Source organism: Parasediminibacterium sp. HNIBRBA5674 (genome assembly GCF_056745525.1).
Genome location: NZ_JBQWIE010000008.1, coordinates 41,578 through 66,695 on the forward strand (window position 1 = coordinate 41,578; position 25,118 = coordinate 66,695).

Annotated in this window: 33 protein-coding genes; all 33 read left to right on the plus strand. The window is 38.0% G+C overall.

Going from position 1 to position 25,118, the window contains the following annotated elements; translation table 11 throughout:
* Window positions 1-52: 52 nt before the first annotated feature.
* Entirely contained in the window at window positions 53-976 is a 924-nt protein-coding gene (locus ACT9TX_RS05770) for a S49 family peptidase (RefSeq protein WP_481337284.1), read from the plus strand.
* A 6-nt stretch (window positions 977-982) separates the two neighbouring features.
* Window positions 983-1,438, plus strand: a complete 456-nt coding sequence (locus ACT9TX_RS05775; protein ID WP_481337285.1) for a hypothetical protein — start codon at window positions 983-985, stop codon at window positions 1,436-1,438.
* 31 nt (window positions 1,439-1,469) lie between these two features.
* Window positions 1,470-2,441, plus strand: a complete 972-nt coding sequence (locus ACT9TX_RS05780) for a hypothetical protein (RefSeq protein WP_481337286.1) — start codon at window positions 1,470-1,472, stop codon at window positions 2,439-2,441.
* Window positions 2,442-2,497: 56 nt separating this feature from the next.
* Window positions 2,498-2,941, plus strand: a complete 444-nt coding sequence (locus ACT9TX_RS05785) for a hypothetical protein (RefSeq protein ID WP_481337287.1) — start codon at window positions 2,498-2,500, stop codon at window positions 2,939-2,941.
* Window positions 2,942-2,992: 51 nt separating this feature from the next.
* Window positions 2,993-3,361: a hypothetical protein gene (locus ACT9TX_RS05790; RefSeq protein WP_481337288.1), complete on the plus strand. Its 369-nt coding sequence runs from the start codon at window positions 2,993-2,995 to the stop codon at window positions 3,359-3,361.
* Window positions 3,362-3,424: 63 nt separating this feature from the next.
* Window positions 3,425-4,225, plus strand: coding sequence for a hypothetical protein (locus ACT9TX_RS05795; protein WP_481337289.1), 801 nt, complete (start codon window positions 3,425-3,427; stop codon window positions 4,223-4,225).
* Between the two features lie 182 nt (window positions 4,226-4,407).
* Window positions 4,408-4,731 carry a hypothetical protein gene (locus ACT9TX_RS05800; protein ID WP_481337290.1) on the plus strand — a complete coding sequence of 108 codons (324 nt, stop codon included), beginning with the start codon at window positions 4,408-4,410 and terminating at the stop codon, window positions 4,729-4,731.
* 42 nt (window positions 4,732-4,773) lie between these two features.
* On the plus strand, window positions 4,774-5,607 hold the full coding sequence (locus ACT9TX_RS05805) for a hypothetical protein (protein WP_481337291.1): 834 nt from the start codon (window positions 4,774-4,776) through the stop codon (window positions 5,605-5,607).
* Complete coding sequence (locus ACT9TX_RS05810; protein WP_481337292.1) at window positions 5,588-6,142, plus strand: hypothetical protein; 555 nt, start codon at window positions 5,588-5,590, stop codon at window positions 6,140-6,142. Before ACT9TX_RS05805 ends, ACT9TX_RS05810 begins: the two co-directional genes overlap by 20 nt.
* Window positions 6,142-6,588 carry a hypothetical protein gene (locus tag ACT9TX_RS05815; RefSeq protein ID WP_481337293.1) on the plus strand — a complete coding sequence of 149 codons (447 nt, stop codon included), beginning with the start codon at window positions 6,142-6,144 and terminating at the stop codon, window positions 6,586-6,588. Before ACT9TX_RS05810 ends, ACT9TX_RS05815 begins: the two co-directional genes overlap by 1 nt.
* The gene (locus ACT9TX_RS05820; protein WP_481337294.1) at window positions 6,588-8,759 is read left to right on the plus strand and encodes an Ig-like domain-containing protein; all 2,172 of its coding nucleotides are present in this window, start codon (window positions 6,588-6,590) and stop codon (window positions 8,757-8,759) included. Before ACT9TX_RS05815 ends, ACT9TX_RS05820 begins: the two co-directional genes overlap by 1 nt.
* A gap of 38 nt (window positions 8,760-8,797) precedes the next feature.
* The gene (locus ACT9TX_RS05825) at window positions 8,798-9,493 is read left to right on the plus strand and encodes a hypothetical protein (RefSeq protein ID WP_481337295.1); all 696 of its coding nucleotides are present in this window, start codon (window positions 8,798-8,800) and stop codon (window positions 9,491-9,493) included.
* A gap of 70 nt (window positions 9,494-9,563) precedes the next feature.
* Complete coding sequence (locus ACT9TX_RS05830; RefSeq protein ID WP_481337297.1) at window positions 9,564-9,791, plus strand: hypothetical protein; 228 nt, start codon at window positions 9,564-9,566, stop codon at window positions 9,789-9,791.
* A 46-nt stretch (window positions 9,792-9,837) separates the two neighbouring features.
* The gene (locus tag ACT9TX_RS05835; RefSeq protein ID WP_481337299.1) at window positions 9,838-10,608 is read left to right on the plus strand and encodes a hypothetical protein; all 771 of its coding nucleotides are present in this window, start codon (window positions 9,838-9,840) and stop codon (window positions 10,606-10,608) included.
* Window positions 10,581-11,162 carry a phospholipase D-like domain-containing protein gene (locus ACT9TX_RS05840; RefSeq protein WP_481337301.1) on the plus strand — a complete coding sequence of 194 codons (582 nt, stop codon included), beginning with the start codon at window positions 10,581-10,583 and terminating at the stop codon, window positions 11,160-11,162. The genes ACT9TX_RS05835 and ACT9TX_RS05840 overlap by 28 nt, the downstream gene beginning before the upstream one ends.
* Complete coding sequence (locus ACT9TX_RS05845) at window positions 11,143-11,448, plus strand: hypothetical protein (protein ID WP_481337302.1); 306 nt, start codon at window positions 11,143-11,145, stop codon at window positions 11,446-11,448. The genes ACT9TX_RS05840 and ACT9TX_RS05845 overlap by 20 nt, the downstream gene beginning before the upstream one ends.
* Window positions 11,448-12,089: a hypothetical protein gene (locus ACT9TX_RS05850; protein WP_481337303.1), complete on the plus strand. Its 642-nt coding sequence runs from the start codon at window positions 11,448-11,450 to the stop codon at window positions 12,087-12,089. The genes ACT9TX_RS05845 and ACT9TX_RS05850 overlap by 1 nt, the downstream gene beginning before the upstream one ends.
* Window positions 12,082-13,719 carry a hypothetical protein gene (locus ACT9TX_RS05855; RefSeq protein ID WP_481337304.1) on the plus strand — a complete coding sequence of 546 codons (1,638 nt, stop codon included), beginning with the start codon at window positions 12,082-12,084 and terminating at the stop codon, window positions 13,717-13,719. Before ACT9TX_RS05850 ends, ACT9TX_RS05855 begins: the two co-directional genes overlap by 8 nt.
* A 465-nt stretch (window positions 13,720-14,184) precedes the next feature.
* On the plus strand, window positions 14,185-14,883 hold the full coding sequence (locus ACT9TX_RS05860; RefSeq protein WP_481337305.1) for a hypothetical protein: 699 nt from the start codon (window positions 14,185-14,187) through the stop codon (window positions 14,881-14,883).
* Window positions 14,884-15,147: 264 nt separating this feature from the next.
* Window positions 15,148-15,702 (plus strand): phage antirepressor N-terminal domain-containing protein, encoded by a 555-nt coding sequence (locus ACT9TX_RS05865; RefSeq protein ID WP_481337306.1) that lies wholly within the window; start codon window positions 15,148-15,150, stop codon window positions 15,700-15,702.
* Window positions 15,703-15,753: 51 nt separating this feature from the next.
* Window positions 15,754-16,092 carry a hypothetical protein gene (locus ACT9TX_RS05870; protein ID WP_481337308.1) on the plus strand — a complete coding sequence of 113 codons (339 nt, stop codon included), beginning with the start codon at window positions 15,754-15,756 and terminating at the stop codon, window positions 16,090-16,092.
* Window positions 16,093-16,376: 284 nt separating this feature from the next.
* Complete coding sequence (locus ACT9TX_RS05875; protein ID WP_481337310.1) at window positions 16,377-16,703, plus strand: hypothetical protein; 327 nt, start codon at window positions 16,377-16,379, stop codon at window positions 16,701-16,703.
* Entirely contained in the window at window positions 16,700-18,202 is a 1,503-nt protein-coding gene (locus ACT9TX_RS05880; protein WP_481337311.1) for a hypothetical protein, read from the plus strand. The genes ACT9TX_RS05875 and ACT9TX_RS05880 overlap by 4 nt, the downstream gene beginning before the upstream one ends.
* Complete coding sequence (locus ACT9TX_RS05885; RefSeq protein ID WP_481337312.1) at window positions 18,202-19,197, plus strand: DUF6712 family protein; 996 nt, start codon at window positions 18,202-18,204, stop codon at window positions 19,195-19,197. The genes ACT9TX_RS05880 and ACT9TX_RS05885 overlap by 1 nt, the downstream gene beginning before the upstream one ends.
* Before the next feature lie 25 nt (window positions 19,198-19,222).
* On the plus strand, window positions 19,223-19,483 hold the full coding sequence (locus tag ACT9TX_RS05890) for a hypothetical protein (RefSeq protein ID WP_481337314.1): 261 nt from the start codon (window positions 19,223-19,225) through the stop codon (window positions 19,481-19,483).
* Window positions 19,449-19,880 carry a DUF5675 family protein gene (locus tag ACT9TX_RS05895; protein WP_481337315.1) on the plus strand — a complete coding sequence of 144 codons (432 nt, stop codon included), beginning with the start codon at window positions 19,449-19,451 and terminating at the stop codon, window positions 19,878-19,880. Before ACT9TX_RS05890 ends, ACT9TX_RS05895 begins: the two co-directional genes overlap by 35 nt.
* A 3-nt stretch (window positions 19,881-19,883) precedes the next feature.
* The gene (locus ACT9TX_RS05900) at window positions 19,884-20,117 is read left to right on the plus strand and encodes a hypothetical protein (RefSeq protein WP_481337316.1); all 234 of its coding nucleotides are present in this window, start codon (window positions 19,884-19,886) and stop codon (window positions 20,115-20,117) included.
* Entirely contained in the window at window positions 20,117-20,815 is a 699-nt protein-coding gene (locus ACT9TX_RS05905) for a hypothetical protein (protein WP_481337317.1), read from the plus strand. The genes ACT9TX_RS05900 and ACT9TX_RS05905 overlap by 1 nt, the downstream gene beginning before the upstream one ends.
* A 181-nt stretch (window positions 20,816-20,996) precedes the next feature.
* On the plus strand, window positions 20,997-21,602 hold the full coding sequence (locus ACT9TX_RS05910) for a hypothetical protein (RefSeq protein WP_481337318.1): 606 nt from the start codon (window positions 20,997-20,999) through the stop codon (window positions 21,600-21,602).
* Between the two features lie 10 nt (window positions 21,603-21,612).
* Window positions 21,613-21,954: a hypothetical protein gene (locus ACT9TX_RS05915; RefSeq protein WP_481337320.1), complete on the plus strand. Its 342-nt coding sequence runs from the start codon at window positions 21,613-21,615 to the stop codon at window positions 21,952-21,954.
* Complete coding sequence (locus ACT9TX_RS05920) at window positions 21,935-23,149, plus strand: SNF2-related protein (protein WP_481337321.1); 1,215 nt, start codon at window positions 21,935-21,937, stop codon at window positions 23,147-23,149. The genes ACT9TX_RS05915 and ACT9TX_RS05920 overlap by 20 nt, the downstream gene beginning before the upstream one ends.
* Entirely contained in the window at window positions 23,146-24,441 is a 1,296-nt protein-coding gene (locus tag ACT9TX_RS05925) for a DUF3440 domain-containing protein (protein WP_481337322.1), read from the plus strand. The genes ACT9TX_RS05920 and ACT9TX_RS05925 overlap by 4 nt, the downstream gene beginning before the upstream one ends.
* Window positions 24,431-25,114 carry an IbrB-like domain-containing protein gene (locus ACT9TX_RS05930; RefSeq protein ID WP_481337324.1) on the plus strand — a complete coding sequence of 228 codons (684 nt, stop codon included), beginning with the start codon at window positions 24,431-24,433 and terminating at the stop codon, window positions 25,112-25,114. Before ACT9TX_RS05925 ends, ACT9TX_RS05930 begins: the two co-directional genes overlap by 11 nt.
* The last annotated feature ends 4 nt before the right edge of the window (window positions 25,115-25,118 follow it).

Sequence of the window (25,118 nt, forward strand, 5' to 3'; positions counted from 1 at the left end):
TCGAGGGCATTTTTATATCCTGAAATACTGGACATAAAATGAAAAACAATTAATGCCATTCAACCACACCATATCAGCTATATTAAGAGGCCGTTGGATGATTGACCAGCAATGGGCGCTTGAGCATCTACCGCTAGTAGCATTGATGCTCAAGGGTAGCCCTGTAAATTTTGGTGGAATTAAAGAAACTGCTGTTGTAAGAAGTGGTTACGAAGGCGAAGGTCCTTTTATTATTGATCCTAATACCATGCAACGCCAAGCGATGTACGCTTATGTACCAGATAAGGGCTATGTACCAAATCCAAATATTGTACCTAATAGCGTTGGCGTAATTCCTATTACTGGCCCTTGCACTAAATATAATGGTGACTGTGGCGAACCTGGTATGATACAACGTACCAATTGGTTAATGGATATGATGAATCGTACCAACGTAGGTAGCATCATTCAATTAATGGATACGCCTGGTGGTGAGGCTAGAGCCGCAAGCGGTTATGTATCTGTGTTACAGCGCCGTAACAAGCCAGTATTAAGCTATGCAGATGGTATGGTGGCAAGTTTAGGTGTTTGGTTTTCTTCTGCTTCAGATGAGTTTTACCTCAGTAACGAAATGGATCAAGTAGGTAGCATTGGTAGCTATCACACCTTGCTAGACTTTGCCGGCTACCTAGAAAAAGAGGGCATTAAGCTAATTCAAATTTACGCCCCTCAAAGCACAGATAAAAACGGTGACACCAGAGCTGCATTGGCTGGTGATACCGCAGCCATAGAAGCTGACTTAAAACTACATGTTGATCAATTTATAAAACACGTAAGCACTAGTAGACCAAAAGCAGCTGCTAATGTAAATGCCTGGAACACCGGTAAAATGTTCTACGCCAATGAAAGCAAGAAAATAGGCTTGAGTGATGGCGTAATGTCATTCGATAAAGTGGTAAGTAAAGCAGCATGGTTAGGTAAACGAAACAAAAAATAATTTTTTATGAAATACGCACAAATACAAGCATTGGTTCCTACAGGGGAACATTTTGACGAAAGCGGCATCATTAACGAAGGTGGCTTTTTAAGTGTGGCACACTTAGATAGTATTGAGCAAACACTTGCAACATCTGCACCAGCACTAGAGCAAGCGAATAGCACTATAGAAACTCATGTTGCTACAATTGAAGAATTAAACGGTACCATCACTGCCATGCAAGCTAGTATAGATGAAGCAACTGCCCTTTCTAGTACGCAAGCTGCAACCATTACTGAGTTGCAAAACCAAGTAACCGTGTTAAGCAAAGGTGCTAGTAGCAAAAAAGGCAGCATTGTAACAGGTAAGGAAGATGTTGTGGTAGATCCTGAGAAAAAAGAAAATGAGCGCCCTCGTTACGATTCGCCAAATCATCCAGCCAATCAAGCGGCTAAAGCCTTGGTTAAACAACAGAGTAAGTAAACAATATTTTATAACTTATTAACTTTTAATTATGTCGTTAAAGTTAACCACAACCGTAGATATTGAACAAATTGTTCAAGACTTTGGTGAGTATTATGTACCAGAAGGGCAAGGTGTACAAAACCTACACATGTTACCTTTCGAAAGTTTTGGCACAAGAGATGCCTTTACTATTGTGCCTACTAATAATACAGAGCTTAGAGAAGCGAATGTAGAAGTAGGTGAAATTTTACAAGCTTACCAAGAGGATTTTACGGCCAAAGGAAGCATTTCATTTGCACCAGTGCGCATACCACTATTTCAAATGAAGATTGATCAGTACATCCGCCCAGGTGCTGTACAAAGAAGCTGGTTAGCTTTTTTAGCTACCAATAAAGCTACGGTGGAAGAATGGCCGCTTATCCGTTACATTTTTGAAGAGTACTTAACCATGAAGAGCCTTGAGGATATGGAAATGAAAGCCATATATAAAGGTGTACGTGTAGAGCCAGAAGAAGGTGTAGCAAGCCCAGCAGAAAGCGTAATGGATGGTATTGAAAAGCAATTTACCGACTTTATTGCTGCGGGTGATTTAACCCCAATTACTACTGGCACTATTGCTTCTAGTGCTGTTGACTTTGTAACTCAGGTAGAAGCGTTCATCAAATCTATTGAGGAGAAATACCGCTTCATGCCAATGGAATTAAACATGAACAGAACCTTGGTACAAAAGTTTAAAGAGGGTATGCGTACAAAATACAACATGAACTATCAGCAAGTAAGCGATAGAACAAGTGTTGTAGATTTTGAAAACATCACCATCGTTGGTCGTGCGAGTATGCAAGGTAAAAACCGTATTTGGTGTACACCAAAATTCAACGCAATCATGGGTGTTAAAGGTTTTGAGAACATCAATGCCTACAACCTTGAGCGTGTTGATAGAAAGCTAAAAGCGTGGACTGATTGGTTCGCAGGTATTGGATTCGTTCAGCCTAAATTATTATTTGTAAACGAGCAAGCGTAAGCCACTCGTAAACCTTATTACATAATCGGGGGAGAAATCTCCCACATTTTACAATCATGAAAAAAATTGCATTATTATTACTGCTTGCCTGTACAATGGTTACAGCTTCAGTATCAGCGCAAAAGTATCTTAACCGTAATGCGGATGAAGGTTTTGCCAAAAGCTTAAAAACTACCGATAGCACCGTTATAGCTATTGATAGTATTATTACCACTAGCAACGAAGCTGGTGTAGTGCTAGTAAATGTTGTAGGCTATAGCCCTGCCACTTCTGATGCTGTTACAGGTATTAAGGCCTATCGTTACAAAGTAGTAAACGGCACGGTTACACTTGGTACAGTTTCAGACGTTTCGGCAATAGTTACAGATTCAGGATTAGGTACAGCAACATTTACTATCTCAGTCGTCAGTAACAAAATATATCTACGTGTAAAAGGGAAAGCCGCAACCACAATTTATTGGCGATCGGTCACACAGCGAAAGTCTATACAGAAAGAGTAGACAGCTTAACCGCTTCTCAAAACCTTATTATCTTATTTTAAATTTTATATCGTGGAAATCACTTTAGAATCACTTTCGGCAAAGCTTGATGCTCAAGAACTTCTTATTGGGCAGCAAAACACAACAATTGCTGAACTATTGGCACAGCAAAAAGAGCAAGCAGAAAAAATAGGCAAGCTAGAGTTACAAAAAGCTGAATTGGGTGGCATCGTTTTAAAAACAAAGGAAGTTGCTGAAAAGCCAACTATACCTGAAGAATTGGTAGAGGTAGGTAAGAAAAAGTACAAGTGGGCTTTCCCTACTTTCAGATTGCTTGGCGATTCTACTTTATACATTGCTGCTGAGGCTGCTTTAGATAAAGACATTATCAAAAAGCTATTAGCTATTTCTGGTCAAAACGTTTTGGTAGAACAAGCGTAACGTCTTGTTACACTAGGGTTACAAGTAAAAAATTATTAATTAATAACAAAATCTTTTTCAATCATGGGTGTATATGATAAAATAAGAGGCAATGGCAATGCGATTAATACCGATAGCGGTATTGGTGAGCATGTGCTAATTGCGCCTAAGGCTTGGTTTGATACCATCAGTTCGCCTCAGGCACCATTTACAAAGCCAGGTGATAGTGTTACGGTTAAAGCCGCACACACATTTATTACACCTGCAAATACCAATGTACGTGCTACAGCAGGTGCAGCTACCTTGGCAGCACAAGCCGTAACTGTAATTGCCGTTGCAAATGGTGGTAATGGCTATGGTACAGTGGCGCCAGCCATAACTATTACAGGTGGTGGTGGTACAGGTGCAGCAGCTACAGCCATTTTAGTAGATGGTGTGGTAGATAGTATTTTAATTACTTCAGGCGGTAGCGGCTATAGTAGCGCACCTACTGTAAGCATTGCGGCGCCACCAGCTTCAGCGTATGGCTTTGCTAAATTTGACTTGCTACCGCAAAAAAATAAGTTGGGTGCAAAAACCGTGGGTGACCTTGGTAGCAACAAGCAAAACTGGGAACTTGAATTTGTAATGGGTGGTATTTCAGCAGCTTTGATGGAGCAAGTTGAAGCGATTATGAATGTACCGCACGTAATTTTAGTACCAGATGCTAATTGCGATGCCGACTTTTATTACCAACTTGGTTGCGATTGCACAAGTGCATGGGTTACTAGTGACTTTGAAACTGGTACAACCAAAGATGGTACTAAAGGCTATGTATGTAAAGCGATGTACGATGGCAAGGCACGCATTTACAAAGTATCAGCAGCGCCTGTGTTGTTAGCGTAATATTAGGTTTAAGAAATGCAAAAATCCCCTGCCAATTGGTAGGGGATTTTTTGTGCCTATATTTGAAGTGCGAAAACTTTATTGAACAAAAACGATAGTGGCTACAACCTCATAGTGGTTGGTGGCCTTTATTGGCACACTATCGTTAGATGGAGTTTTCGCAGACACCAACCACTTACTTTATGAAACCTGCGAAATTTTTAATTGAGGACGAGGAAGATGATGACGATGATCAACCAAAAGAATCATCAAAAAACCCCCAATCAGATCCAACCGGATTAATTAATAAAGTAAAACAAATCCTTCGCCAGCATTACGAGCCTGTAACTAGCCCCAAAGAAGCTACCCTACATTACAGTACCAACGAAATATTTTTACAGCTGCAGAAGCTTGTACCAAGCTACCAATACACCAGTGAAGATGTGGCCGTGTGGCTGCATGAATGTGGCTTTACATTTTACGACTATGGTGTATTGCAATTTGAATGGATGATGCGTAAGCTCTAGCTTGTCCTTTACCTACCCTACCCGCCACGCTACTTTAGTACCATGGTAAGTATTAATCTTTTTCAGCCGGGTAAATTCAATGTAACAATTGAGCTACCATCAACATGGGAAGAATTGCATACCGAAGAAATCATTCAACTGTGCAAGCAACAAATTGCACCAGCAGAAAGCCAAGGCATGGCAAAGGCTGAATTGCTGTTGTTTATTATAAGACACAGGGCAAAGCTTCAAAAAATTACCCTACCTAGTAATTGGCATCAAAACATCGATGTAACAGATTTTAGCATCAACGCACCTGCATTACTGCAATTTCTATTTGACAACAATCAACTTACTAAGCAGCCGCTTACTAAAATAAAAATATCGAGTTTTTTTTCTAGCACTTTTTATGGCCCGCAAGATGCATTTGCCAATATTACCTGTGGCGAATTTGAAGATGCAGAAATACACTTTGCAGAATTTATTGCAGATCCTGGACCATTGCCTTTGGCTAACTTAATGGCCATACTTTGGCGCAAGCCAAACCAACCTTATGTAACCAATAGTAATGGCAGCGAAAAACGCTACCAATACGAAAAGATGGTACCACAATTTTTAAAGCTACAACCATGGCAATTGTACGCAGCGTTTATGTGGTACTATGGTTGCAGGGCTAGGTTACCATTGCTTTTCCCAACTATTCATGAAGGGGGCAAGACTACTAACAAGCCAGATGTATTAGCCTTTACCAAGTGCATTCACGCAGGTGCAGGCCCTAAAAATGGCACTCGCTTACAAATACGACAACTTAAAATTCTCGAGTTTTTCTTTGATATGGAACAAGAGGCAATTCACGCAAAAGAAATGGAGGCACAGTATGAGCAACACAGCAACTAATGTAGAAAGCTATATTGATTATTTCCGCCAATTAGCGGTAAAGCACAAAGATTTAGTACATAACATTGCAAGTGAAACAGGTAACGGCTCACCGGGCAGTTGCAGCTTTAGCCGCTGGAACGCTACAGACCTAATAAAAGGGATGCGTACATCTGTTGCGCCTACTTGTTTGCTGCTAGAACTTTATGAAGAAAATTACAAAGCAGAACATGCTTTTAACGTTCAGTGTAATTTGATGGGGGCTTTTTCGGTAGTCAGCGAGGCGAAAACCAATGATCCACAAGATGAAGAAAGAGCCTATGCAGCAACTGAAACCATTATGCAACAGTTGCTGAACAAAATTTGGCATGATCACTATGGCAAGGGCAAAACCTTATGCGCTTCACCATTTAAGTTCTTTGAATTGGCAGGTGCAGAACGTGTACCAATTGGCCCAGTATTAACCAATGCTTATGGCTGGCGGTTTCAGTTTTCATTTACCCTTAGCAACAATTACAACATCACACAAGATTTACCACAAGGCATATTTTTATAATGAACGGTGATTTAAAACAAACATTTATCCTAAATGCGCTTACCCAGTATAACCAAATGGTAAAAGCGCAGATGCAAGGCTTAATGCGTAAGCGAAAAATTGGCGTTACTGATGATGCCTATAATTCTATTGCCTATACAGCAGCTGCACAGGGTAATGGTGCAGTAAGTAAACTATCGTTTAAAGAATACCTAAGAATGGTAGATATGGGTGCTGGTAGAGGGCATCCTTTAGGTGGCTTACGCAGCATGACCGTAGAATTACAAAGCCGTAGGCAATCTGGTAGCGTATTGGTAAAAGACCGGGTGAGAAAACCAAAAAAAATATATAGTAAAACCGCCTATGGTAATCTTGGTTGGCTACAAAACCAAATATTGTACGGCTATACCGAAGAAACTATTGAGATGCTTAAAAAAGAATTACAGTACCAAAATACCACCACCTAATGGACGTAACATTATTGAAACAACCCTATGAAGTTGCCCTCACTGGTAACCCTATGCTATATGTATTGGCCATAACACCTTATGACACATTTGAGAAATCGCAGGATATAAAGCTTCAGGTGAAAGTGTGGGTAGAAGACACGTATAATAGTGGCATATTTACCGAGAAGAAAAGCCAGGTATTTATACCCAATAACAATGGCCTAGTGCAATTTGATGTAAGCACTATTGTAACACCATATATTGACTGGTACATACCAAAACTATCATTGGCAAAGCCATTGGTACTAAATGGCCATAAAAAACGCTACAAAATAAGTTGGGTATTGACGGTAGATAATGCCATCAGTGTGGCTTCTACTTTTAGCGGCGATAGGCTAGCACTTAAAGGAAAGCTAGCTTATGAGGCATGGCACACCAGCGAGTTTTTCGAGGTAGCCATTACACAAAACAAGCAAGGCTTATTGTTTATTGCTAATGAAAAATTTGCAATGGATGAACAGCGATTTTTGTACTGGCTCTACCCATTTGCAGATAATGAACCGCAGAAAGTAATATTTACCATTACGTTTGAAGATGGTACAACCACAACTTACACTTTAAACAGTGTAGGTATTACTTGCGATAAATGGGCTGTATGCATAGCGCCAATTGGGCCACAAACTTTAGCTTCTATAGCTTCATCTGCAAACTTGTTAATAGCATCGTACAGCGTGCAAGTAGTTTGTAACAATGGGTACATAATAGTAAATATGCCTGCCATACAAGTTGAGTATCGCAATTTTTATAACACAACACAATTGTATTACCGAAATAGTTTAGGGGCTTTAGAAACCATCAAGCTTCGTGGCCAAAGCGATTTTGAAGCAGATTATGATAGGCAGCAAGCACAAAGAATAGTGCCGCCATTATCATTTACAGATGTATTAGTTCAGGCACAAAACATACAAACAACCGTTTTTGAAACTACCAAGTTTAGCGCCTATACAGGCTTTATAAAAAAAGATGTAGCCGATAAGTTGCGTGACATCTTCTTAACGAGAGAATGTTATGTTGCTGAAAATGGCAGCTTAAAACCCATTGTAGTAATTGCTAAAAACACCAAGTTCTTCAGCAATAAAGACAAGCAATATGGTATACAAATTGATTATTCGCCTGCCTATCAAAATGAAGCTTACACACCAAAAGGTTTAATGCCAGCCTCTCGCAGTTGCCCAGCTGTAGAAAGTTTGGTAGTAAAGCAGGTCAATAAAAACTATTTACTCATCATGTATTCGTTACCAATACCTTACAATTTATGTAACGTTCAGGTGATTATAGGCTCTACTACCTACGATTATACATACCAAGGTAACACTGCCACTATCAGACAACCATTCGACAACCCTATTACTGGTAGCGCCACAGCTAACATAAGTATAAAAGCTAGAGTAATTTGTGATGCTGATAGCAACCCTATAGATGCTGGCGCATTTACTACAAGGGTATTAACAATTAGTGGTAGCAGTACTTTAATTGCACAAAATGATACTTACGGTATCAACAATGGCTTTAATACTGCCATTACATTAAGTGGTAGCGTATTAGTTAATGATAGCGACCCTGACGGTAACCCTATTGAAGTAGTACCAGTAACAGGTGGTAGTACCGCACAAAGTGGTACCTACGATATTAATACGGCTGGTATTATAAGCTACACACCACCATCATCAGGCTTTAGCGGTATTGATACATTTACCTATCAATTAAGGCGTGTAGGCACTACCACACCTACGGTAAGTGCAACTGTTACCATTAATGTTGGGGCAAATGCAGCGGTAGTTTATGTGAAACTAGTAGAGAGAAATGCTATTGGCAGTATTAGTAGCGATGGTAGTAGTTACTATAATGCTGACATGTACATTGAGTTTTACAGCAATGCATTTGGCACTATACCAATAGATGTTACTAGTACAGGTTTAGTAGTAAACGTAAGAAAAACTACTGACACGCAAGATTTTAACGGAAGCACAGGCAGCACCAGCAATACAACTAATGTAATAGCTGTAGGTACTTCTATAATTGTAGGTACTAAAAATAATGGTAGCATCTATGAACCTCTTTTTCCATCAATATATTACACTAATGATACGTTTGAAGTATTACCAGGTGCAGGTTATGTGGTGATATAGTGAAATCATTTCTATATATTGCGGCTAAAACTAACAGGATGAAACTACTTGCAATACTATTTATTTTAATTAGTACAAATATTTATGCTCAGCCAAAAATTAATGATATAAAATCGCAAATGAAAATGTATAGCTTGTTTGGAAAATTTGCATTTAGCGATTATCCAAGAAGTATTTTAAAGGCTAGCTATGAAGACATGGGGGATTCTTTAAATGCCTATTTGGTAAATAGAGAAATAACCGAAAATGTCAAGTTTCTAAAAAGTAACAAGGCAGACGTTGAAAATCTTCTTAAAAACACCTTTTGTTTCTATTTGTACGAAAGCAAGTTTCATTTTCCTGTTACAATAACTAAAAATACAGATAATGCACTGTGCCTTTATCTTTCAGATATTTTTGAGACAAGTGTATTTAATAGTTATAAGAGTACCCCTAAACAAATTGCAGCCAAAATTACTCAAGACATTTTATTTGAGAAATTAAGGGCATTCAGTGAGGTTAAAAACCCTTTAATAAAATACTATGCAGTTTCTTGCATCTATAGCATTAGAAATTTTCTTGCAGATAGTGAGGATAAAAAGGAATATCAATTCATTGGGCTGGTTGCGCCCAAGGCTGCAGTACAAAAATTTATTGATGCTAGTATAACACCAGAGCAGTTTTTAAAAGTCTGTGAAGTTTACTATGATAAAGATGGATCAACTTTTCAAAAAACAACATTGGTTTTAGAGTAAACATTTAATAAGTTTCTATACATTTATTGCCTTAATCAGGGGCGCAACCTGTAAAACTTGCACCAATTTTATGGCTAGACAATACCCACGATTCTTATTTAGTAAAAGCCTTAATACCAAGCATCCTGGCTATTATATCACTCATACACTAGAGCCTAGGGTAATAGCCAAAGTAGAATTGATAAATGGCACTAGGCAAATAGTACCAATACCGGGCGAAACTTTGAATACTGCCTTGTTACTTGATATGCAAATGTGGCTTAAAGCACAAGTAGCATTACGTACACTTACATGGTAAAATAATTGTCCTTTACAAGAAAAGCGAAAGCCTCTAATATTACAATATGTTAGAGGCGTTACGTTTATGGCTAAATGGTAAAAGAGAGTACTGGGCTGGGGTAATTTTGTATTCTCAGTGTAATCCTGATACCAGGTTAATTTCTTTGATGCAAAAAGGCAAAACCGACTTTACTAATAAACGATTATACGAAGAACTTCTAGCAGAATGTAACCGTTTAAAAGCTATAGATAATGAGAGTAATACCAGTACCACCCAAACACAACAATCTTCCAACATTCAAGAACCCGCCACCGCCACTGGGTCATCAAAGACAAACGAGAATACCGGAACCACCGAAAGCGCCATGTTGGTTTCAACGCCTAAAGAACCGGCTAATCCAGAGCTTTACGAAGCCTGTTTATTAAAGGCTACTAATATGTTTAAGGAGTCAATGAATTTGAGAGCCGTTGCTTTTAGCCTAGCCACAGTTGACGGCTTTGAAGATGTGAATAGACCTGATTTGGTTACGAAAAGAAGCCCCATTGCAGTGGATGCAGTTGTAAAATACCAAAGAGCGAGTAAGCTGTATGACATTGCTAAATATGTACATGATCACGGCCGCTTACCCAATGAAGATACTGAGCATGACGAGGCAACAGAAATGGATGCTGTGCCGGATGAATTGGTAAAAAGCACCTTAGACAACTTGCGCAAGAATTACAATAAAATGAAGCAGCGAGAAAAAACACCTGAGCGTGTGGCTCTGCTGCAAAAGCATGAAGCAAACATTAAAAAATTGGAGGCAAGATGGCACTTATTAAAATTCCAACAATAGCACCAATAGTTAATGATGGGGACTTTTTAAACGTACAAGTGTGCGACGCAACAGATTTTGTAATCTGTAAAAGTCCTGATAAGCTAAAGCGGTTGCTAGACCAAGTAAAAGAAGGTTGTACGGTGCATTTTGTAAGCGATGGCGATTGGAGCATGCACGACCTTGTAACAGAGCTGCTGCATATTTACTCACCTGCAGATATTTTCATCACCACTTATGCTATTAGAGAATTTGCCGCTAGGCAGTTAATAAACGCCATCGATCGTAAACAGTTACTAAGTGTAACAATGCTGCTTGATGCTAGGGCTAAGACAAGAACGCCTGAAGTATATCAGTTGACCAATAATAATTTTAACCGTATTCGCTTAACCGAAATACACGCAAAAGTTACCGTAATACGCAGTGCAAAAGGTAGTGTAACCATTGTAGGTAGTGCCAACTTTACCAGTAACCCACGCATAGAAGCAGGGGTAATTTGTGTAAACGATGAGTTAGCGAATTTTCATATTGATTGGATAGAAAAAACTTGTGATAATGCCGAAATCTTTGAATGATTTAACTAATGATGAATTGAAAACAATTACTTATTTGGCTGCCTTATTTTTTACACCAAGTGAAATTGCTTTGATGATTGAGGTTGATGACGTAGCATTTAAGATGGCTTGTAAAACTAAAACGCCATCTAGCGGTAAAATTTTTGATGCTTACAATAATGGCTACTTACAGGGGCAAGTTGACTTAAGAACCGGCATTATGAAAATGGCCAAAGCAGGTAGCAGCCCAGCACAAACAATGGCTTTAGATATTTTGAAACAGGCTAAAAGCAAGATGATAGACTAATGAGCGATAACCTTAGAAAAGCATTGCAGAAGAAAGCAGAACAAATAGGTAATGCTACTGACATTCTTGTGTCTAAAACAAGGGATTGGCAGGTTATTAAAGAACACATCAGCAATCGTATTTCTAAAATTCAATTAACTAAACATCAACAGGATAAACTAGAACGTTACCAGTTCATTTACAACGAATTAATGTCGGGCAAATACTCAGAAGCTGAGGTATTAAATACGGTTTGTAGCATTTATGATATTGGCATTACACAAGCCTATGAGGACCTAGAATGTTCGCAAGAATTGTTTACCACTGTAATCAAAATCAATAAAGCATTTGAGATGAAGCTTTTGCTTGAAGAAGGCAAAAAAATGCTTCGCAGATGCAAAGAAATTGGTGACATGAAAAACTATGGTAGCATTTATAAAAGTGCTGTTGCCCTATTGAAAGAAATTGAAGAGATTGAAGAAGAAAGCGCTAACGAATTTGAAGGCCATACGTTTGAGGCGGTATTTGATCCTCGTAAATTAGGTGCACCTGATGTAGATATGAAAGAAGTACTTAAAGCGGTGAATGAGAAACGTGGCAAGAAGATTAAAATAGACATGTTTGAAGATATTTCTTATGAGGAGGTAAACCCAAATGATTAAACAGGTACACTTTAATAAACCACAGCTTCGCAGCCATACTATTGGCGCACAAAATGAAATATTGGTAGGTGGTAGAGGTGTTGGTAAAAGTGAAGGTGTACTAGCGCCGAAAGATGCCAATTGTTATTTAGGAACAATGCCACGCAGCACTGGTGTAATATTAGGTGCAACTTTCACGCAATTATTGACTAGAACCTTACCTGGCTATATGGCTGGGCTAGAACGAATTGGTTATAAATATGGCCACCATTATTTAATAGGGGAAACACCATCTCAAGCATGGATTAAAAAATGGAAATGGGAAGGCCCTTATAGAAGACCACTTAACTTTAAGTACTTCATGTGTTGGTGGAATGGTTCTGGCAATCACTTAATAAGCCAAGACAGAAAAGGATCCTCTAATGGTTTAACCATTGACCATATTAAAGGCGATGAAGCCAAACTGTTTAACGAAGAAAAAATAACAACTGAGTTATTGCCTGCAAATCGTGGTATTGTGCCTGCGTTTAAAAATAATCCTTACCATCATGGTATCACTTTTACTACGGATATGCCTGTTGGTACTTCTGGTAGATGGATTTTGGATAAGCTGAACGACATGGATATTACAGTCGTTAACCAAATTTGGGAACTTCAAGTTTGCAGGTTTAAGTTAAAGCATATTTTTAAAAATGGAAACGCCAAACAAAAAGCTGAAGCAAGCAAACAAATTGCTGTATTGGATGAAGAAATAAATTCTTTACGTAAAGGGTTACTATACTACCATGAAGCTTCAACCCTAGATAATATACATGCACTTGGTATAGATTACATTAAACAACAAATACGTGATACATCAGAGTTTCAGTTTGATACACAGATATTAAACCTTAGACCAATGAAGCTTGAAGATGGCTTTTATCCTGACTTTGATGAAGAGAATCACGGTTATTTCAGTGAGAATGAAAGCTACTTTGATAATAGCCATATTGACTTTTTAAACCCTACTCTAGATTGCAGAAAGGATAAAGACCTTAACACTAATCTACCCTTGCATATAGCGCTTGACTATAACAGGCGCATACACCCGTTAGTTGTTGCTCAAGATACTGGTAGCGAGATTAAGATATTAAATGGCTTACACTCGCTATACCCTGCCAAACTAAAAGATGTACTAAAACAGTTTAATGATTACTACAAGCCATTGAAGAAGCGGCTCATCTATTACTGGTATGATCACACGGCTGTATCTGATAAGGAAGAGACACGTATATGTGATGATGTAATAGCAGCATTACGTAAAGGTGGATGGATAGTTAAGCCTATGTATATGGGGCAAGCGCCTAGCCATGAGGGTAAGTATAGAATGTATGGCCACTTACTTCAAAAAGATAAGTACTATGATAGAGTACTAATGTTTAATAGAGAGAACTGTAAGAGTTTAATTACGTCAGTGAACCTTGCAGGTACTAAGTATGGTCAGAATGGATTTGAGAAGAATAAAGACCCAGAGAAAGACCCTAAGTATCCAGCTGATGAAGCAACACACTATAGCGATGCATTAGATATGCTAGTGTATGGTATGCTTGAAAGTAAATTAAAATATAGTCTTACTACATTAACAGCAAACAATAGTATTATTATTGGATAGGTTTATGGTGTTACGGCAAGCCGTCGGGCTATCTGCAGTACAAGGTACTGCTGCCTATCCATAACACACGTATTCAGAACCCACTCATCCACTCGTTTGTACCACGCTGCGCCGGGTACATCTCTCGCTCATTCATGTGTACACAATACGTTAATGGTTACGCCAGGCATGTCTAAGGACTGCCCGGCAACCCTATGCTGTCTATCGCCATCATAGGGGCTTCAATGGTGCTTCGCAGTCATAGGGGAAGGCGCAGCCTACATATATGCATAAAAAGCACCATTGGCGAACGCCTCAACGGCATAGTGCGGGCGGCAGTTTTCTTTGGGCTTTTGGGGTTTAAAAAATATTGGTTGAAAATAATTGATTGATAACCAAACGATAACCCTTAAAAAGTATGAAAAATTAACCTACGATTGCCACTTTAACGCCTGTAAATTGTACATTGCAGCTAAAATTAACATTATGAGAAAACTACTATTTTCTTTGGCAATTTTAATTTGCGCAAATGGATTTGCTCAATTGAAAATTGGCGATATTAAAACTGAAATGAAGATTCGCAGTTTGTTTGGGGCGCTAATTTTCCCAGACTATCCTAGAAGTGTTTTAAAAGTTAACTATGAAGACATGGAAGATTCATTACAAGCTTTTATTAAAAGAAGCAAATTGGATGATAACATAAAATTTATAAAAGCGAATTTGAGTGAAGTAAACAGCGTTCTAAAAAATAGTTATTGTTTTTATTTGTATGATAACAAATTGAATTTCCCGATAGAAATAACTAAAAATGTAGACAATGGCTTATGTCTTTTCCTATCAAATATTTTTGAAACAAGCATATTTAATAGCTACTTGAAAACGCCTAAACAAATTGCAGCAAAAGTTACGCAAGATGTTTTACTTGAAAAATTGAAAGCATTTGATGAGGTTAAAAATCCATCAATAAAATACTATGCGGTTTCTTGTTTTTACGGCATAAGAAATTTTGTTACAGATGATGAAGACAAAAAACAATATCAGTTTATCGGATTGGTTGCGCCTAAAAGTGCAGTTAGTAAATTTTTAAATGCATCAATAACAGCAAATGATTTTATAAAACTATGCGATGTGTATTACGACAAAGACGGTACTACTTTTCAAAAAACCACTTTGGTACTAGAATAAAATATTAGTATTTCTAATAAAAGTAAGCCTCACTCACAATAATGTTAGAATTTCTAACGTTATTGCACCGTACTAAAATTATTTTTGGTAGTTACAAAACTTAACATACATTTGAATTGACAAACACACAAAGCATGTTCTCAATTCAAATTCAATTTATTAACAGCCTAATGGCCAGGGAAACGGTAGTCAATCCGTTTAATACTTCACTTAATCGTGTTTGTGTGTTTGTCACCCTGGCTATTAGGCTATATTTATTTTATTATGACAAACACACAAACACAAGAGCAAAGCTCTACACCTACGTTAGAAGTTAACGGTAGGGAAATCATTTTTGCCAACGTTGATGGCAAATGGTGGGTAGCTGTAAAGCCCATTTGCGAAGCCTTAAAAGTCAATTATGACAGGCAGCAAAAGAATATTAAAGAAGACGAAATTTTAAGAGACGTGTATGCTATTCAGCATATGCGTGACACCTTAAATCGCCGTCAAGAAATGATTTGTTTACCCGAAAAGTTTATCTACGGTTGGCTATTTTCTATCAAAAGTGATAGCCCAGAATTAAAAAATTTTAAGTTACAATGTTACGAAGTGCTTTACGAGCATTTTCACGGTGTATTAGCCAATAGGCAACGTGCATTAAAAGAAAAAACCTTACAGGAAAGAAAAATTATTGAGTTGCAGCAGCGCATTAAGCAGCTACCAGAGTACGAAGAGTTGCAGCAGCTATTACAGGCAAAAAAGGCTGTTACCGCTACTTTAAATAGTTTAGATGCTAATTATGTAAGCACGCAACTACAATTCTGGAATTTCGAGTAAGCCACAAAATCCATTTCTTTTATTTCCGAAAACATTTAAAACTTAAAAATCATGTTACCTAATAAAATAGTAAATAACAAACCCGTATACGAAACCGCAGTAATTAACGAGCAAGCAGAAGCAATGCTTACCCAAGTAGCTAAAAATGTGCATGAAGTAAAGCACCAACTAGTGCTACACCTTTTACAAGCCAATATGCAGAAAGAAAATGGCATACCGCAAATGCAGCATTTGGGTAGCCAAAGTGTATTACAAATAAATGATGTGATGCGTACAGAGCCAATTGGTACGTTGTATATGCTATTGCATGAGTTAGATTATGCAAATGGCAAGCGTTTTACAGCCGATGAACTTGAACGCAAACAAGAATTAGAAAAGCTTTCGGACTAAAAAACCGAAGTTTTCGCAACCGAGCCTCGTTTCTACGGGGCTTTTTGTTTGGTACAGGTAACGAACGCAGCCGCAAAGCTTTTGAAATTTGCAACACGGCTAACGACTTTTTAAACTAGTCAACTATTAAAATTTTGCCCTATCCGTCAGCGGGTGGGGGCAAAATTTTTCGCTGCGCTCGTTTCTACGGCTCTCACTTGCGAAAAATTTTGCCAAAAGCCATAGCGGTATTTTGTCTCTTTTTTGTCCTTTCCATCACACATCATATTTGCCACTTTTACTTCATGGCAAATAATTCAATCAATCTCAAAGAGGCGCTTGCTATTTTAGAAAGCTACCAATGGGTAAGCCTACGCTTTATTACAGCCGATGTAAAAAAAGGTGTAGGCGGTCAAGTTATTGAAATACCAAAGTGCCGCATTTGCCGCCAACTACCACAAGAGCAGGCCGCTAAACTTACAGATGATGAAGCCATTGCTACCAAAACTAGCACGCCTAAAAATGCCAATCACAACCTAAATTTTACTAGAAACATTGAGTTGCCTAATAAAAAAATACGCAGTGTTCACCCCGTTTTAATTACCCATATCAATCAAATTCCTGTGCTATGAGCGAAAGCGCAATCATTTCTGGCCCAATTGCCTTTTTAAGTACCAGCAATACTGCTGTGTACTTTTCTAAAATTAATACTACAGCGGGTACTTATTCATCTAACCCTCGTGGTACAGCACCAGCTGTTAAAAGCTTGCAGAATTTACTAGATGTGGCGTTTTGGGGCGAAGACAACCGTTTTCCTCAAAACATTGAAAACCAAATGCGATACTGTGGTGTGGGTAAATCTGGGCTAGACTGGAAAGCCCGTGCCCTTTGGGGTTCTGGTATTATAGCTGGTAAGGTTACAGATATTACCGATGGTGGCAGAACAGAAGTATTTGAGGTGATAAAGCCATCCAATAATCCGCTTATCTACAAAACCCTAAATGATAGACGCTTTCACCGCTTTATGCTTGAGTACTTGCAAGATTGGACTTGGTTTGGTAACTGTTTCTCTGAAGCAATTTTAAGTTACGACGCTAAAACCATTACAGGATGGGTACACCAAGAAAGCTGCGATAGCCGCTTTAAGCAAATGAACGATAGAGGCGATATTGATAAAGTCTATCTGTCTAAATTATGGGGTGCTTCCAGTGACCAATACGCCAAATTCGACGATAAAAAAACTATCCGTGGCCTAATTAATAGCCCTAACAATCTTGAGAATTTATCAACCGTAGATAATAAGTTTATTAAAGCGGTTGACTGTATTGATATGTACGATGCGCTTGAAAGCCTTAAAGAAATTGCACAAAATCAGCGTGCTAGTAAGGGCTTGACAGCTGCTAAATCTGCCATATTACCTGTTAACTATCCATCGGTAAATAAAACATACTACCAAGTACCTGCTTGGGATGGCGCTCGTATGGCTGGCTGGGTAGAGATTGCTAGCAAAATACCTGGCATGATTAAAATGCTGTACGATAAAGCATTTAGCATTAAGTACCATGTAGAAATACCAGAAACCTATTTTGAAGAAAAATATGGTATAGAAAAATGGGCAGCCATGGGTGAAAATAACGGTAATGAACAGGTGCAAGCCAAAAAAGAATTGCTAAAACAAATGGATGAATACTTGACTGGTAACGAGAACGCCTACAAAACATTTGTATCATTCTTCAGCTACGATAAGCATGGCAATGTAGAATATGGCCGCATTAAAATAACGCCAATAGAAGACAAAACCAACCTCGACAAAGAAATCATCACACAATCTGCAGCAGATAATCAATTAATGGTTGCAATGGGTTTAGATCCGGTATTGTTTGGTGCAGGCAGCTTTGGCAGTGGGCAGCAACGCAGTGGCGGTAGCGATAAGCGAGAAGCTTACCTTATGTATACCGCAGGCTTACAGCTTGAACGCAATGTGCTACTAGAGCCATTGTATTTGATGAAAGAATTTAACCGTATAGTAGGTGGCGTAAGCGAATGGGCAGAAGACATTGTTTTTCGCTTTCGTGATACTGTACTTACAACGCTTGACCAAAATACAGGAACAGTTAAAAAAGTAAGCTAATGTTATTTAAAGACAATACTAAGTTACCCGATTACGCTTCTTTTAAGGGCAAAATAGAATTTTACGCTATTAAGCGCACATTGCGAAGCATTGAGCGAAACCACATTAAAAAGCTTATAGGCACAAGCCTGTACAATACTTTAAATAATGCTTTAGCAGGTGTAACAAATGAAGATGATTTAAGCGAATCATTAAAAAATTTACTACACGAATGCCGCAATGTGATAGGCCCTTACCTTGGTTATTATTATGCACCCATTGCAGAAATAAGCTTAACGGCTAGTGGTGCTAGGCGTACAGAAACAGATAGCGAAAAAACCGCTTATCAGTATCAGGTAACTAAGTTTAGGCAAGCAGAATTGCAAGAAGCAGAAATAGCTAGTGAATTGCTATTGCAATTTTTAGAGGAAAACCTTAGTAGCTACCCACAGTGGGTAGAAAGTGCAGAGTTTAAAAAGTATCGCAGCTTGTTTATACAAACCGCTAGCGACTTTAACGATCAATACAATACCGCTACACCTTACCGCAACTTTTGGGCTATGCGCTGGAAAATGGTAGATGTAGAAGCACAACAAATAAAGCCCAAACTAGGTGATGCGCTATACAATGCCTTAAAAACAAAGCTTGCAGCAAGCACTGTTACATTGAGTGACAAAGAAAAAGAACTACTAGTAATGCTTAAAAAAGCCATTGCTTACTACACCATCACATTTGCACTACCAAGCATGACAGTGAAGCTTGATGATAATGGTCTTACCGTTGTAGATACTAGCAGTTCTGGCACCAATGATGACAATAATCGTACAAGCGCAGATGCTAACCGCTTATCTGTACTAATTAGAGAAGCCACATCTAGCGCTCAAAGCTGGATGAATCTTGCAACCGGCTACTTGCAAAATAACGCGTCGGACTTTCCATTATATCCTGTAGCCACAACTGAAAAATGTACACGAAACGGCAATGAGGATTTGAAAGGATCCTTTGGCATGTTTTAATTTTTTGTCCTTTAAAATTTTGGTGATGGAACACATTTTTGGTAAAAGAAATTTAGAAATGGATAGCAAAAGCACACTTTCAGTAATGGCAGGTTGGGTAGTTGGTTTAGTAAAACTAGCCGTTACAAAAGAAGCTATCAATGCAGTACTTCTTGCCTTGGTTACTGGCGCAGCTGCTTGGCTTGGCCAAACCATTATGAAAGCAATTTGGGCAGGTTGTAAAAATTTAATCACTCGTATAAAAAAGCAACGTGGAATTACTATTAACACCCCTAACAAAAACTGACCTCACAACCATTAGCAGGTTGTTTATTGATGGCCAGCCAGAATGTTTCATTTTAGAAGATGTAGATAGAGGCTTAGACCAATCTATGACTGAGGCAGAAATAGCAGAAAAAAAGGTGTTTGGCAAAACCGCCATCCCTGCTGGTAGATACGAAGTGGTAATTACATGGAGCAATCGCTTTAAACGCCTATTGCCATTGTTATTGAATGTAAAAGGGTTTGATGGTATTAGAATGCACGTAGGCAACTATGCAGCTAACACAGACGGCTGTTTGTTACCTGGTACTGGTATTACTAAAGACATGGTGGTAAATAGTGTGCGTGCATTTGAAGCATTAAATGCAAAGCTTACTGAAGCCACTAAAAAAGAAAAAGTATTCATTACTATAAAACGTTAACCAATGAAACATTTGTATGAGCGACTCGTTTCGCCAACACCAAAGTTTTTCAAAAAACTTCGCCGATTAGGCTTGTCATTATCTGGGTTAAGTGCAGGTTTAATAACTATACCTAATGTGCCTGCAACTATTGTTGCTATTGCTGGCCATGCTGCAATTGCAGGTGCTGTAATGGTACTTGTAGCACAATTTGCCGTAGAAAACACAAGTGACTTAACCGAAAATTTAAACAAATAATGAAAACTACCTACTATCAATTATTGATATCATTTATACTGTGTTGTTTAATTTGCCTATTTGCTTTTCTCTCAATAGAATCCTGCAATAAATCAAAGCAAAAGCCAGCAAGCGGCAATACTACTTTAGTTGTAAAACCACCTACACAATACACTGATGATGGTGGTACCGTGCATACTGAAACCGCTGTTGATATTGAAGGAATTAACAACTATTACCAAGAAGTGATTGATAGCTTGGTTAAAGTAATTAAGGCAAAGCCCAAAGTAAAATCAGTGCAAAATGTGGCGCTTATTGGCACAGAAACCAATGGCAGCTTTAAACCTAAAATAGATACGGTTTACTTAGATACGAACCATTACGAGTCACCTACTTATATTATTAATTACAAAGACAAGTGGCTAAAGCTGAAAGGCTATGTAAATATTGATAGTGCGTGGCAATATCGTGTAACTGATAGTATTGCGTTAGTTACTTATTGGCGAAGAAAGCACTGGCACAGTGCTAGAGAACTGTATATAGATGGCTTTAGCTTTAACCCAAATACACACCTTACAGGATTAACAGCCTTTAAGCTAAATGAAGCCAAACCTAAAAAGTGGGGTGTTGGGTTTATGGTAGGTTATGGTTTGGGTAAAAATTTACAGCCACAGCCATTTGTGGGCTTTGGTATTCAACGGAATTTTATAAGATTTTAAATTTTCTCATAAGCAGTTAGTTTTGGTTGCGGCTAGGGTTTTTACCCTGGCCAATTTTTTGTCCAAAAATTATTTTATAAATTTTACCAAATAAAATTGTTTGGTAAAAAAGAAACCTTTACTTTTGTTCTATCAAAATAAAACAGGTGCGCAACCTGATACAAAACTTGCACAACTTCACATGGCAACTACAACAAAAAGAACAGTAACCTCTGGTAGCGATGGCAGCCCAATACCAGTAACCGTTGATTTAAAAGTAAAACCACTTACTTATTCTTCTTTTGTAAATGGCGTTTTTGTAAAAAACAAGCCAATTGTTACAGGTTCTGGTAGAGAAGTTATGAACGACGAATGGATTTATGTATTTATGCCTAATCATGGTCATCAATCAATTAATGTAAATAGGGCTAACTATTGCCGTAAAATTTACTTGATGAATACCAAAATTAAAGACACCATCACAAAGCCAGTTTCTAAACGCCTACAAAAGTTTATTGATGAAATTGCAGACACTTTGGTATTTATTAAAAACGGTGTTTCTTACCGTGTAGAATTGACAGAAGGTAAAAAAGAAATGGATTTAAAACGTGTTTACCCTTACTGGGCTTTAGCTGGTACAGGCGGCATTCCTTGTGTGGGTATGCCAGCTTTAGGTGAAGAAACCGAAGAACGTAGATATAGAGGTGGTACAGTTTGTGGTGCTGCTAAAAAGAAATATGGACAAAATGCAGGCCAAGGCGGTAACTGGGGTACAGATTTGAAAGAAACTTTTGGCTTTGACTTCTAAATTCTAAGCCATGAAAAAAACAAAAGTCTACTCGGTGAGGTTGCAAAGCCTCACCAGTATTTCTGCCAAATGCTACAAAGCCACAGACTTTAACGGTAATGAAGATTTAATACCAAAAAGCCAAGTATTTGGCTGCGATTACGATGTAAGTAAATCAGAAGCTTATTGGATAGCCGCATGGATTTTAGAGCAAAAAAGCATTACCTATTCTACCAAAAAAGAAGGTTGGTATAATCCTGAAACACATAAAGTAACCTTGGCTTTTAACAGCGATAATATTGAAATTACGCATCACATACCAGAGCGTAAAGAACCTGTAAAAGCCGTGCCTGATGCAACCCTTACTCGTTAACCAAACCAATAAAATATCAAAGTTCCAGCACCTTAAAGTAGGTGCTGACTTTGGCGAGCCTGGTACTGGTAAAACTCGCAGTACTATGGAACTTGTAAAAAGTACCACTGCCAATTTATGCGTTTGGGTTGCCCCATTTGGTACCATCAACCCACCAGAAGGGCAAAGCGGCATTAAAGATGAAGTGGCAAAATGGGGTGGCCTTGGTATTGAAACTATTTTTATTGCACCTGAAACTATTAGTAGCAGCGATAGAGCCTACTTAAAATTATACCGTAAGCTGAGCGAAAACTGGTGTACGTTTATGGTGGTAGATGAAAGCCTAAAGATTAAAAATTGGGATGCTAAACGTACCAAACGTATTATTGACCTTGGTAAAATGTGTGAGTACAAAATGATACTCAACGGTACACCCATCAGCCGCAACTTGCTAGATGTGTGGGCACAAATGCAATTCCTTTCGCCACTCATTCTGAACATGAGCCAAGCTGAATACAAGAATACCATTTGCGAATACATTACCGTTAAAAAACGCTTTGGCAATAGCTGGCGTAGCAAAGAATTTTTAAAAGGCTATCACAATATAGATTACTTGTTTAGCATCATAGAACCGTATGTGTACGACTGTAACTTGCACCTAGAAGTAGGAAAGCAGTACATTGACTTAGATTATAAGCTAAGTGACGAACACAAAGAGGAATACCAAAAGCTAAAAACTAAGTACCTTGACGATGAGACTTTGCAATGGAAAAACAACAACATCTTTCTTGAATTAACCATGAAAATGCAGCATCTATATTGCTGCACCGAAGATAAATTTGAGGTACTAGATGCCTACTTAAAAACGGTAGATACAAGTAAGGTGATTATTTACTGTAAATTCATAGAAAGTAAAGAAGCCCTTAAAAAGCGTTACCCCGATATACCAGTACTTAGCATACAAAGCCACGCCATGAGCCTAAATATGCAGCAGTATAACATCACCATTTATTGGGATAAAACTTGGGATTACGCTGTAGAAGACCAAAGCGAACACCGCACTTTTCGCACCGGGCAAACTGAAACATGCACTTTTGTAAAAATGACTGGCAACTGCAACTTAGAAGATTTGATGAACGCCAACATTGCCAAAAAAGGTGCTTTGCTTACTTATTTTAAAGAAAAAGGTTATAAAGAAATAATGAAACAATTATGAAAAAATACCTTGACCAAAATGTATACGATGCTTTTAATCAGCGAATGGCTTACATATTCAATGAGTTTGAGCATGTATATATAAGCCTTAGCGGTGGCAAGGATAGCAGTGTTACCTTACAACTTGCCAATGAAGTAGCTAAAAAATTGAATAGAACATTTGATGTTATGTTTATAGATTATGAAGCTCAATATTTGGCTACTATTAATCATATTTATGAACTAAAAAAACTATCCAACATTGGTACATTTTACCACATAGCACTACCATTTAAAGCCAATAACTCATGCAGTGTTTTTAATCGTTTTTGGTATCCTTGGAACAAAGCTTTTAAAAACATTTGGACGAGAGATTTGCCACAAGATGCCATTACTGAATACAATCACCCATTTGGCAATTTGTATAATGACAATCTTTTTTTAAGAGGTTTATTTCAAATGTTTTCCAATTGGTACATGCAACATCATAAAACCAATAAAGTTGCCAATATTCAGGGCATACGTACAGATGAAAGCATGAATCGCTTTAGGGCAGTTGCGTTTGGTAAAAAAATATACAAAGGCATTAATTACAGTACCGATAATGAAGATGGCACGTTTAGCTTTTACCCAATTTACGATTGGCGAACTGAAGATATTTGGGCTGCCGTTTCAAAATTTAATCTAAGTTACAATCAAGTATATGAGGTTTTATTTAAGATGGGTATTCCTATTCACGAACAGCGAATAGCACAACCTTATGGTTTCAGACAAATACAAGGCTTAAACCAATGGAGTATTGTAGAACCTGAAAGTTGGGAAAAAGTTGTAAATCGTGTGAGCGGAGCAAATTTTGGAAATATGTACGCAAAAACTACCTTGTTAGGCAACAATGGTACTAGTAAACCAGACCATTTAACGTGGGAAGAATACCTTGTTTTTTTGCTCGAAAGTTTAGGCTTGCAAAGCCCTGAATTGATGGAGCATTACTATAAAAAAATACGCATTTATCTTGACCATTATATTGAAGAAGGAAGAATAAATTCTATTGATGAAATTCCGCAAGAAATTGACAAACAAACTGTTATTGCCGAAAAGAAACGTGAAAACGGCAGATGGATTCAATGGAAGCGAATAGCAAAGTGTATTGAAAAAAACGACTTCGCACTTACTGGCTGTAATTACGGCATTACTAAGCAGGATAAAATAGATATGGAGCGATTAAAAGACAAATGGGGTACTTTATTGGGATTAGAACATTATCAAACAAAAGAGATGAAAAATCTCGCAAAAGAAATAGGCTATGAAATCTGAAAAACTATTCCGCAAGCAAATGCTTGTTAGAGGTATTGTAGATGAATTGCTTTTAGCAATTGAAGACTTAGGCGATTTACACGAAAAAGTAGACGCCTTAAACTATACCAGAAAAATGCTGCACGGCATTAGTCCATTTAAAAATAACCCGGTTGACTTTGTAGAATGGGTAAAATGCGATAATGTACATGCAAATGATTACAATCCTAATGCAGTAGCACCACCAGAAATGAAGCTTTTAAAGCTAAGTATAGATGAAGATGGTTATACACAACCAATTGTAAGCGATAAAATAGCTGATAATGACAGAGAGGTAGTTGATGGCTACCATCGGCACAGAGTAGGTAAAGAATTTAAAGAAGTTAAAACAAAACTACACGGTTATTTACCATTAGTTAGTATTAGAGAAAGCCAAAAAGGGAAGCAAAATCGTATTGCAGCTACTATTAGGCACAATAGAGCTCGTGGCACTCATGCTATAAAAGGCATGAGCCAAATAGTGTTAGAACTTGCGCAGCTTAAATGGGATGACTATAAAATAGCAAAGCACCTAGGTATGGATGCGGAAGAAGTTTTAAAGCTAAAACAAGCAACAGGTTTAAAACAGGCATTTGCCAATCATGAGTTTAGCAAAAGTTGGATTGAATTTGAAAGTAAATTTGTAGGCAAATAACGCT